We start from the raw sequence: 11,544 nt of genomic DNA on the forward strand, positions 1-11,544 counted from the left end.
ACACTCACACCCCGCAACAATTACCCAACCTCACAAATCGACGCCGGGAATTGCTCAGTGTGACTCGAGCGATCGGGGTTATTCGCCGGTCGCAACGCTGCCCGAACGACCGGAAGACGATCGTGTGACCCGGGTAACGCCGTCGTCATGCAACTCGTCCGATACATGCGCTGGATAAGGTCGATTCACGATCCTTAGTATTCGTAACCGATTCGCCGGGATTATTACCGAAATAGTCGATGGCTCGGTCATGGGAACCGTCACCATGAACATTCCTGGCGGCCAGACGCTCACGGCCACGGTCACGATGGATGCGATCAAGGATCTCGGTATCGCCGTCGGCACCGCCGTGGAGGCGCTCGTCAAGTCGACCGACATCGCGGTCGCGACTACCGAGGTGTCCGGACTGAGTATCCGAAACAGGCTGCCGGGCGCCCTCGTCGGCCTCGATTCCGGCGATGCGATGTCGGTTGCCCGGATCAAGGTCGGAGAGGAGATAGAGCTCACCGCGGCGATCACCCGCGCGGCGGCCGAGGAGCTCAAGCTCGAGCCCGGCACCCCGGTCACCGCCTTGATCAAGGCTACCGAGGTCTCCCTCTCCGTCGTCTGATGCACCGTTGCGCGCCGACCGGCACGAGCCGCCGGTCGGCGCGCGGAGCCTTCCGGGCTGCCGCAGCTCCGATCGCCCGCCCCGCCTGCCGTCCGCCCGCGCCGGCATGGACCGGCCGCCGGGCGGCGAAGTCACCCGATCCGGGTGCCCCGGGGCGGTTCCGAAAAAGACGCACTGTTATCGCGACCCAGGGTGGGTATCCCGTAACGCAGGGCCTGACCACCCGCGATGGGGTGGATCGCACCGGCATGCCCCTCGGCGGTCGCGGTAAGCGTCCATGACATCGACGCACCGTCACTGAATGCGATGCCTGCTTCCGTATATCGATTTTATCTCGTCGGCGGTCCGACGTGTCCGGATGATTCGTGGTATCTCGGCCCTGCCGCGTGCTTCCGGCGAAATCCCGACGGAGGCCATCGACCAGGAAGCGTGGATTCTCGTGGAGATCGCAATCACTGGGGCAACCGGATTTCTGGGTATGCATCTGGTGCGGGAACTACTCGAGCGGAATGCGTCGCTGACGGTTCTGGCCCATGCGGGGTCCGGGGACGCCGCCGGCCGGCTGGCCAGGTTCCTACAGGTCACCGGGGCCAGCCCGCGGCTGGTCGATGAGCTCCTACGGCGGATCGCGGTGGTCGACGTGGACGTGGCCGCGCCGTGTCTCGGCCTTTCCCAGGCCGAATTCAGACGGGTGGCGGACGGGGTCGACGCCATCTGGCACAGCGCCGCCCTGACGAAACTCGCCGGCGATCTCACCGAGCTGCATCATGTCAACGTCGACGGCACCCGGAACATGTTGGCGTTGGCGGCGGCGGGCGGGCGGCGGCCGCGTTTCTACCACGTGAGCACGGCATTCGTGGCCGGCCTGAGCCAGGACTCGGTCGTCTACGAGGACCGACTCGACGCCTCACGGGGGTTCGCCAGCCCGTACGAGCGCTCCAAGTACGACGCGGAGGTGGCGGTCCGGCAGTGGTCGGCCGCCAGCGGCCGGCCGGTCGTGGTGTTCCGGCCGAGCGTCCTGGTCAGCCACCGGCCACCGCACCCCGATCTGCCGTCGGACACCCTGGAGGCGGCCGCCCGCTTCATGCTCACGGTCGCCTCGATGGCCGTCGAGGGCAACCTCGTCGACGCCGAGGAGTCGACCGTGCAGACCGTGCGGGTCGTCGGTGACCTGCGGGCACGCTGGAACATGATGGCCGTCGAGGACGCCGTCCACGACATGGTGCGCCTCGCCGAGCGCCCACCGGCCGGCGAAACGACCACTTACCACATCGTCGGTAGCCGTGACCTACCCGTGTCGCTGCCCATCGACCTGCTGGAGAGCTTCCTGCCAGTCCGCGTGGAGCTCGTCGAGCATCCACCGGCCGATCCGACGCCGTTGGAACGGATCATCAGCATGGTGCCAGGGTTCCTCATGTACCTGCGCCACCGCCACGTCTTCGACGACACCCGAACCCGCACGGCGCTGGGCGAGCGGCTCGCCGAGACCCTGGTCGACCGGGACTACCTGCTCTCCGGCCTGGGCGTCGCGGACCCGCCCCCGGCCGACCTGCTCGGCTCCGAACTGCTGACCCGGGCACTGTCCGCCTATGACCCGACGGCCCGAGCAACTCTCGCCCCGCCGACCGACCCCCACCCGCCGACCGACGCCGCGGTGCACGCCTACCCGGCCGCGCGGACAGATCCGGCGCCGCGGGTCGAAACCACCCAGGGTTGGAGCAGCCCATGACCGTCACTCCCGGACCGTCCCGCGTCGCCGGTGCGTCGGCGCGCCGGACACCGGCGCAGGTACCGCGCCGGCCGGTCGCGCGCCGGCCCTACCCGCCGGGCGGCCTCACCGGCACGGGCGGGCCCGTCGGTCGGCCGGGGGCGCCGACCGCACCGACCTGGCGGCCGGGCCGGCACCCGGCGGCCTTCACCGGGCCGGAGCTGGCCGCCTGCGTACGCGCGGTGCGGGAGCCGGTGCACCTGCTGGCCGTGCCCGGCCGGGGCGTCGGTCTGGGACTCGGCGGCGCCGTGGGCGCCGGGGATCCCGCCGGAGCGCCGGTGGTGGGTAGCCTGCCGGCCCTGTACCCGGAGTGGCTCGGTGACCGGTCCTTCGCCCTGGCACACGGCGTGCGTTTCCCGTACATCGCCGGGGAGATGGCGACCGGCATCGCGACCACGGCGATGGTGACCGCGATGGCCCGCGCCGGGATGCTCGGTTTCTTCGGGTCCGGCGGCCTGGGGCTCGACCGGATCGAGAAGGCCGCCGTCACCCTCGCCGAGACGCTCGCCGACGAGCCGAACTGGGGCGTCAACCTGCTGCACTCGCCGGGCGATCCGGCGCTGGAGAACACTACCGCCGCGCTGCTGCTGCGCCACGGGGTGCCGTGCGTGTCGGCGTCGGCGTTCATGTCGATCACCCCGGCGGTCGTCCGCTGCGCGGCGACGGGGCTGCGCCGCACGTCCGACGGGCGGGTGGAGCGCCGCACCCGGGTGTTCGCGAAGATCTCCCGGCCCGAGGTCGCGGAGCAGTTCATGTCGCCGCCGCCGGGGGAGATTCTGCGGGCCCTGGTCGACGCCGGGGAGATCACCGCGGCGGAGGCGGAGCTCGCCGCGGGCCTGCCGATCGCAGAGGACATCACGGTCGAGGCGGACAGCGCGGGGCATACCGACGGTCGGCCGATGGCCGTCGTGGTCCCGGCGGTGCAGGAGGTGCGGGACCGGGTCGTCGCCCGTTTCGCCTACCAGCGGCCGGTGCGGGTGGGCGCGGCCGGCGGGCTGGGCACGCCGCAGGCGGTCGCGGCGGCGTTCGCGCTCGGCGCCGCCTACGTGCTCACCGGCTCGGTGAACCAGGTCAGCGTCGAGTCCGGCCAGTCCGAGGACGCGAAGGCGATGCTCGCCGGTGCCGACCTGGCCGACGTGGCGCTGGCGCCGGCCGCGGACATGTTCGAGCTCGGCGCCAAGGTGCAGGTGCTGGCCCGGGGATCGATGTTCGCCCCTCGGGCGGGCCTGCTGTTCGAGGCGTACCGCCGGCACGACAGCCTGGAACAGCTCCCCCCCGAACTGCGCGCGAAGCTGGAGCGCGACCTGTTCGGCCTGCCCCTGGACGACGTCTGGGCCCGCACCGCCGCGTACTGGGGCGAACGCGACCCCGGCCAGGTGGAACGGGCACTGATCGATCCCAAGCACCGGATGGCGCTGGTGTTCCGGTGGTACCTGGGGAACTCCGGTCGGTGGGCGCTCGCCGGCGAGCAGAGCCGGCGCACCGACTACCAGGTCTGGTGCGGCCCGGCGATGGGCGCGTTCAACCGGTGGATCGCCGGCAGCTTCCTCGCGCAGCCGGCCGAACGCGGCGTCGTCCAGATCGCACTGAACCTTCTCGAAGGAGCGGCGGTGGTCACCCGCGCCCATCAGGTGCGCAGCTTCGGGGTACCCGTGGGTGTCGCTCAGTTCCCGCCGCGCCGGCTGTCCCTCGGCGCCCACGGCTGACCTCGCGGCCGGCCGGTCTGGAAGGAGACACGGACAAAATGTCACGAACGGACTCCCCGCCCCAACCGCCGATCGCGATCGTCGGAGTGGGTGCCATCATGCCGGGCTCGACGGACGCCGCCGGGTTCTGGAACTCCATCGTCCGCGGCGAGGATCTGATCACCGAGGTGCCGCGCTCCCACTGGCTGGTTGAGGACTACTACGATCCGGACCCGGCCGCGATCGACAAGACCTACGTGCGCCGCGGCTCGTTCCTGCCGACGATCGACTTCGATCCGGCCGAGTTCGGCATCCCGCCGACCACCGTCCCGGCCACAGACACCGCGCAGCTGTTCGCCCTGCAGGTCGCCGACCAGACGTTGCGCGACGCCCTCGGTGACGAGTACGACACCGCCGATCGCGGCGGCATCGGCTGCATCCTCGGCAGCGGGAACCTGGAGCTGCTCAGCGAGATCGACCTGCGGCTGGGCCGCCCCATGTGGTTCAAGGCGCTGCGCGAGCTCGGCTACTCCGACACCGATGCCCGGCGGACCTGCGACTACGTGCTCAAGGACTATCCGCAGTGGCAGGAGGCCACACTGCCCGGCGGCCTGGGCAACATCGTCGCCGGTCGGATTGCCAACCGGCTCAACCTGCACGCGGTGAACTACACCGTCGACGCCGCGTGTGCGAGTTCCCTGGCCGCGGTGTCGGCCGGCGTGAACGAGCTCGTCCTCGGTCGCGCCGACATGATCATCTCCGGTGGCGTCGACGCCCTGAACAACCCGTGCACGTTCGTCAGCTTCTGCAAGACGCCGGCACTGTCGCCGACGGAGGACTGCCGGCCGTTCTCCGCGCAGGCCGACGGCACACTGCTCGGTGAGGGCGTCGCAATGGTCGCGCTCAAGCGTCTCGACGACGCCCGCCGAGACGGCAACAAGATCTACGCGGTGATCCGCGGGATCGGTTCGTCCTCGGACGGCCGGGGTGCGGCGATCTACGCCCCGGCGCCGGGCGGGCAGGTCAGGGCGGTGCGCGCCGCCTACGCCGACGCCGGTTACGGGCCGGCGACGGTCGAGCTCGTCGAGGCGCACGGCACCGGCACCGTCGTCGGGGACCGCACCGAGGTCACCGCGCTGACCGAGGTGTTCGGCGCCGACGAGCGTGCGGGCGATCGCCGGTGCGCGCTGGGCTCGGTCAAGTCGCAGATCGGGCACACGAAGTCGGCAGCTGGCGCGGCCGGACTGGTCAAGACCGTGCTCGCCCTGCACCACCACACCCTGCCGCCGACGATCAAGGTGACCGAGCCGAACGCCGACCTGGCGCTCGACTCCAGTCCCTTCTACCTCAACACCGTGTGCCGTCCCTGGGTGAGTCCCGCCGACCATCCGCGCCGGGCCTCGGTGTCGAGCTTCGGGTTCGGCGGCATCAACTTCCACATCGCGCTGGAGGAGGCGCCCGCCCACGCCGGCGACGGGTCCGCCGCGCCCGCGCCTCGCCTGCCGCGGGCGGCCGGCAGCGAGCTGATCCTGGTCGGCGCCGAGTCGCCCGAGGAGATCGTCGCCGCGTTGCGGGCGATCGACACCGCCCGGCCCCCCGTGGGGATCGCCCGCACAAGCCGGCGCGAGTTCGACCCCCGCCGCCCGGTCCGCCTCGCCCTGGTCGCCGGCTCCGCGGAGCAGCTCGGCATCCGGATCGACCAGGCCGCCAATCTGATCGGCCAGCGGCCGCGGGAGCCGTTCACGAACCCGCGTGGTCTGCACTATGCGGTCACCGCCGATGCGGCCACCGCCGACGAGTCCGGCACCGGCATCCCGCCCGTGCCGCCGCGGTCGGCGGCCCCACCGGCGTTCCTGTTCCCTGGCCAGGGCAGCCAGTACGTCGGGATGGGCACGGACGTGGCGCTGCGATACCCCGCCGCGCAGGAGGTCTGGGACCGCTTCGGCGGCCTGCGTTTCGGCGGCACGCCGCTGCACCAGGTGGTGTTCCCGCCGCCGACCTTCGACGAGGCCGAGCGCGCCGCCCAGCAGAGCACGCTGACCGCCGCCGAGTGGGCGCAGCCGGCGATCGCGCTGCACTCCCTGGCCCTGCTCGCGGTCCTCGACGGGTACGGGGTGCGCCCGCGATGTGTGGCCGGGCACAGCTTCGGCGAGCTGACCGCCCTGTGCGCCGCCGGCGTCCTCGACGCCGAGTCGCTGATCATCCTGGCCCGCCGACGCGGCGAACTGCTACGCAACACCACCGAGCGGGCCGGCGGGCGGATGCTCGCCGCCGTCGCCTCGAACGACGACGTCGCCGCGGCCCTCGACGGGCTGCCCGACCCGGACGTGTGGGTGGCCAACCGCAACGCGCCGAAGCAGCTCGTGCTGTCCGGCGCCGCGGCCGCGCTGGAGACCGTCCAGGGCAAACTGGCCGCCGAGGGCATCGCCACCCGCTGGTTGGAGACGGCCACCGCCTTCCACAGCCCCCTCGTCGCGGCCGCCCGTGACCCGCTGCGCAAGGTGCTGGACGGCATCGAGATCCACCCCGCGCGGTTCGACGTCGTCGCGGGCGCCGACGGCCGGCCCTACCCGGACGATCCGGCGCTGATCCGGGAGCGGATCGTCGACCAGCTCACCGCCCAGGTGCTGTTCGTCGACCAGATCGAGACCATGTACGCCGACGGCGTGCGGACCTTCGTCGAGGTGGGCCCCGGCGGCGCTCTCACCGGCCTGGTCAACCAGATCCTCGACGGCCGGGAGCACCTCGCGATCAGCCTGGACCGCCGGGGCCAGGACGGCGACGCCATGCTGCAGTCCGCGCTCGGTCAGCTCGCCATCCAGGGCACCCAGCTCACCTTCGACGACCCGCCACCCACCCCGGTCGGTGCGCGGCGACGGAAGCCGGTGATGACGATGCGCATCGACGGATCCAACTACGGCCGCAACTATCCACCGCCGCTGGACGAGCCGTCGCCCAATGGCGACCACGCCCCCCGCTCCGCCGCGACCACCGCTCCCTCGGCTGCCGCGGTGGCCACCCTCACGGTGCCGGCCCCGGCGACGGCCGACGACGTGACCGCCCCGCCGCCGCCCACCGTGCCGCCTCCCACTGCACAGCCGGGCCCGATCGCCGTCGACGGTGCCATCCCGACCGTGCCTGCCGTGCCTGCCGTGCCTGCCGTGCCTGCCGCGGAACCGGCGGCAGAGCCGGTGGCCCCGCCGGCCGCCGAGCCGATGCCGGCGCCGCCGCCCGCGGAGCTGATGCCCGCTGAGTCGTGGCTGGCGGAGCCGGGAGCCGCCGCTGCCGGGATGCCGACCCCAGCGGTCGCCGCGGCCGAGGCGACCGTCACGGCGCCGCCCGCGGCTGCGCCGGTGACTGCCGCGCAGTGGTCGGTGGCCGCGCCGACAGCCGGCGCGGCCCTGGCCGGCGAGGTCGTCGCCGGGCCGGGCCAGTGGCCCGCATTCGTCGAGGCCCACCGGCAGACCGCCCAGGTTCAGGCCTCCTACCAGCAACTGATGACCGAGGCACAGGTGGAGTTCCTGCGCACCTCGGAGGCCATCTGCGCCAGGCTGGCCGGCGCGCCGGCCATGACCGTCCCCCCGGCGGCCGAATACCTGCCGGTCACGCCCGCGACGACCCCCGCCGCGCTGCCACCGGCGGTCGCGCCGACGGCGTCGATGCCGGCGACGGCCACGCCGCCGTCCCCACTCGCCCTTCCGCCGTCTGCCGTGGCGCCGTCCGTGGTGACGGCGGATGGTGCGATTCCGGTGCCGTCCGCTTCCGCTGGTCAGCTGGCCGTCAGCCCGCCCGCCGTCGCCCCGGCGTCGGTCGGTGATGCTTTGACGTCGGTTGGTGATGCTCTGACGTCGATCGGTGATGAGACTGCGGGCGCGTCCGCGCCGCGCAGCGTCGAAGAGCTGGAGGCGTTGCTGCTTGACGTCGTCGCGGAGCGCACCGGCTACCCCGTCGCGGCGCTGGCGATGGACATGGAGCTGGAAGGTGATCTTGGCATCGACTCGCTGAAGAAGGTCGAGATCCTCTCCGCGCTGCGCCAGCACGTCGGCGACATCGGGGTCGACGTCAGCGAGAGCGACGCCTTGGCCCGGCTCACCGCGCTGCGCACTCTGGGTGAGGTCGTCGACCTTATGCGCAACCAGCCCGACGTCCCGGAACCGGTAGCGGCTGGACCAGCCGGACAGATCGAACAGGCCGGTCCGGATCCGACCGGGCCCGGCACGGCGGCGGCCGCAGTCATCCCGGAGCTCGCCGAGAGCCCCACCGGGGACGCGTCGGGGACTGCGGCGGCCACGCCGACGCGGGGCCCGACGGGCGTGGCGGCCGATGCCCCCTTTCCGGCCGGTTCCGCGGAAGGGACCGCCGGCTGGCAGCCGCTGACCCGGCTCGTGCCGGAGGTCAGGCCCGTCGCGGCCCCGGGGCTCGAATCCCTCGGGCTGGGGGCGGGGCCGCTGACGATCGTTGACGGCGGCAGCGGCATGGGGCCCGCGCTCGCCGACGAGCTCGACCGCCACGGCATCCGCGCGGTCGTCACCGACGAAGCACCACCTGCCGGTGCTGGTGCGACGCCCGGCGGGCTGCCCGCCGACGTCGGCGGGGTGATCATGCTCGGTGGTCTGGCAAGCATCGACTCCGTCGAACAGGCCCTCGACCGGCAGAAGGAGGCCTTCGGCTGGGCGCGGGCCATGGCGGCCTCGCCGGCCGTGCACGGCGGGTTGTTCGTCACCGTGCAGGACACCGGCGCGGACCTCGGTCTCGACGGCCGGCAGGGGGAACGGGCCTGGCTCGGCGGACTGGCCGCGCTGGCCTGCACCGCCGGCGCGGAGTGGCCGGACGCGGCGGTCCGGGCGATCGACTGCGAGCGTGCTGGACGTGACCCGGCGCGACTCGCCGCCGCCCTCGCCCACGAGCTGCGCCAGGGCGGGATGACCCCGGTCGTCGGCCTGCGCGCCGACGGCACCCGCGTTGTCCCGGGGGTGGTACCGGCCCCCTCGACGCCGGTCGACGCGCATCCGCTGCGGCTCGTACCGGGCGCAGTGGTCGTCGCCACCGGCGGCGCCCGCGGCGTGACGGCCGCATCCATGATCGAACTGGCTCGGTCCTGCCAGCCGCGGCTGGTGCTGCTGGGCCGTACGCCCCTGCTCGACGAGCCGGACGGGCTCGCCGCCGCGACCGACGAGCCGTCGCTGGTCCGGCTGCTGGTCGGGCGTGACGGTTCGGCGGGTAAACCGGCCCGACTGCGGGCGCAGGCACAGGAGATCCTCGCCGCCCGGGAGGTGCGTGCGACCCTCGCCACCCTGCGCCGCGCCGGTTCACAGGTCCGCTACCTGTCGGTGGACGTGCGAGATCCTGACGCGGTCGCCCGAGCCCTGGACGAGGTCCGGGCGGACTGGGGGCCGATCAGCGGGCTCATCCACGGCGCCGGCACGCTCGCCGACAAGCTGCTCGTGGACAAGACCGACGACGCCTTCGACCGGGTCTTCGACACGAAGGTCCGGGGCCTGCGGACGCTGCTCGACGTGCTCGCCGACGACCCGGTGGAGCTGCTGTGCCTGTTCTCCTCGGTGGCCGGCTGGTTCGGCAACGCCGGCCAGGCCGACTACGCCATGGCGAACGCGACCCTGGACCAGGTCGCCGCCGCCTGGCGGGCCGCGCACCCGGACTGTCTGGTCCGCTCGATCGCCTGGGGCCCGTGGGCCGGCGGAATGGTCGGGCCGCTGCTCGCCGAGGTCTTCGCCAGCCGTGGGGTGCCGGCGATCCCGGTCGCACAGGGCGCGGCCGCGTTCGTCGACGAGATCACCGGCCCGCGTAGCGCCGGAACGCAGCCGCGGATCCTGCTCGGTGCCGCCGGCCCCGAGGCGCTCGGGGCCGGCGCTGGCGGAGGGTTCGGGCCGTCGGCCGCCCGGCGGATCCTCGGCCGGCTCTCGGTACACGAACGCACCCATCCCTGGCTGACCGACCACAGCCCGGCCGACATCGCGGTGCTGCCGCTCGCGATGGCGCTCGACTGGCTCGCCCGCGGCGCCCGTGCGTTGCGCGGCGGCGGCGAGGGCGGGATGGTGCTGCGCGACCTGCGGGTTCTTCGCAAAATTGCCTTCCCGCACCTGGCCGACACCGGGCACGAGCTGTTCGTCAGCGTCGCCGGGTCCGACCCGCGGCGCGACGGCGACCCGTCCGGCGCTGCCACCGCGCCGCTGCCGGTGCTGCGCATCGACGACGCCGACGGCATGCCCCACTACCAGGCCAGGCTCGACCCGGCGCAGCCGCAGCCGGTGCCCTCGTCGGCGTGGCCGACGCCGGAGGGCCTGGCCGAGAAGGCAGCCGAGGTGTCGACGTGCCGGGACCTGATCTACCGCAGCGACGCCCTGTTCCACGGCCCCCGTTTCCAGGCGATTCAGTGGCTCAGGGGAATGTCGGAGCACGGCGCCGAGGGATCGGTCGTCGGCGTCGATGAACTGGCGTGGGGGCTCGACGACTGGTACTTCGACGTCGCCGGCCTCGACGGCGGCATGCAGCTCGCCGGACTGTGGGCCTGGCGGGTGCTCGGCGGTGCGCTGCCCGTCGCCGTCCGCGAATGCCGCATCCACCGGCCCGGCCTGATGACCGGCGCGGCCCGCAGCGTCGTCACCGCCCGGGAGATCGACAACATCCATGCCCTGTGCGACGTGGTGATCCTGGACGACGACGCCGCCCGCATCGAGCTGATCGGCGTGGAACTGGTCCGCCGCCCCGACTGGATGCCCTCGTCCTGACCCCCAAGGGCGATCGGGCGGAGGGGCGCGTCTGAACGCGTGAGGCCCCGGACCGGCGGTGACTACCGGCCCGGGGCCGCTTCGCCTCGGGCCCACGTGCCGCCTACTCAAATGTAACCGCGGCCGCGAAATGTAACTCCATCGTGGTTACATTTGGGCCGTGCCGAACGACGTGACCGAGATGATCAACCATCTCCGGGTAGCGGGAGGCGACACCACCGAGGTGGACGGCGTCGCAGTTGTGGTTGCTCGGGTGCACGAGTGCGACCGGTCGGCCAAGCCCTGCCGCGTCAACGCGACGGGTACGGCGTACCTCCCTCGTCGACGCATTCCTCGACGCCGTGCGTGAACGTGACCCGGCCGGACTCGGTCGATTTACCGATGACGCCGAGCTCCTGCGCCGCGGCGGAGTGACGATCGACGGCGGACAGCTCACTGTCGCGGGTCTCCTCGCCCTTGGGGCCCACCCCCAGCAATGGTTCCCCCGATACGTGATCCAAGCGGCCGCAGCGCCCCTTCCCACGGACTCCGCCGCCACGCGGGCCCGCAACCAGGTGACCATCAGCGGGCCTGTCTCGCGGATGCTTGACGCGGCGCTGCTGTGGGCCCGGCGCACCTTCGACACCGCGATTGTCGCCGAGTCGGACGGTACGGTCCACAACCGTCCCAGCTATCCCCTCGTCGCCTTCCGCGAGCTGGTCGCTAATGCGCTGATCCACCGCGACCTCGACC

General features: G+C 72.8%; 5 protein-coding genes and 1 pseudogene. 5 read left to right on the plus strand and 1 reads right to left on the minus strand.

Annotated elements, in window-relative coordinates; genetic code table 11:
• The first annotated feature begins 190 nt into the window (after positions 1–190).
• The 4 genes from G6R25_RS16480 (at position 191) to G6R25_RS16495 (ending at position 10,812) form a co-directional block, all read left to right on the plus strand.
• The gene (locus G6R25_RS16480; RefSeq protein WP_163553712.1) at positions 191–610 is read left to right on the plus strand and encodes a TOBE domain-containing protein; all 420 of its coding nucleotides are present in this window, start codon (positions 191–193) and stop codon (positions 608–610) included.
• A 358-nt stretch (positions 611–968) separates the two neighbouring features.
• Positions 969–2,339: an SDR family oxidoreductase gene (locus tag G6R25_RS16485; protein WP_235948734.1), complete on the plus strand. Its 1,371-nt coding sequence runs from the start codon at positions 969–971 to the stop codon at positions 2,337–2,339.
• On the plus strand, positions 2,336–4,084 hold the full coding sequence (locus G6R25_RS16490) for a PfaD family polyunsaturated fatty acid/polyketide biosynthesis protein (RefSeq protein ID WP_163553710.1): 1,749 nt from the start codon (positions 2,336–2,338) through the stop codon (positions 4,082–4,084). Before G6R25_RS16485 ends, G6R25_RS16490 begins: the two co-directional genes overlap by 4 nt.
• A 38-nt stretch (positions 4,085–4,122) precedes the next feature.
• A complete protein-coding gene (locus G6R25_RS16495) occupies positions 4,123–10,812 on the plus strand; it encodes a type I polyketide synthase (protein ID WP_163553711.1) in 6,690 nt (2,229 codons plus the stop codon).
• 290 nt (positions 10,813–11,102) lie between these two features.
• Here the strand turns inward: G6R25_RS16495 and G6R25_RS27550 are convergent, their stop codons facing one another.
• Entirely contained in the window at positions 11,103–11,279 is a 177-nt protein-coding gene (locus G6R25_RS27550) for a hypothetical protein (protein WP_235948737.1), read from the minus strand.
• Positions 11,280–11,303: 24 nt separating this feature from the next.
• Here G6R25_RS27550 and G6R25_RS27555 point away from each other — a divergent pair.
• Positions 11,304–11,544 (plus strand): annotated as a pseudogene (locus G6R25_RS27555) (ATP-binding protein); the annotation flags it as partial.

Source organism: Candidatus Frankia alpina (genome assembly GCF_902806485.1).
GTDB lineage: Bacteria > Actinomycetota > Actinomycetes > Frankiales > Frankiaceae > Frankia > Frankia alpina.

Excerpts from the sequence above, each read along its gene's own strand:
- G6R25_RS16485 (WP_235948734.1), top strand. The coding sequence starts at position 969 with ATGATTCGTGGTATCTCGGCCCTGCCGCGTGCTTCCGGCGAAATCCCG.
- G6R25_RS16490 (WP_163553710.1), top strand. The coding sequence starts at position 2,336 with ATGACCGTCACTCCCGGACCGTCCCGCGTCGCCGGTGCGTCGGCGCGC.
- G6R25_RS16495 (WP_163553711.1), top strand. The coding sequence starts at position 4,123 with ATGTCACGAACGGACTCCCCGCCCCAACCGCCGATCGCGATCGTCGGA.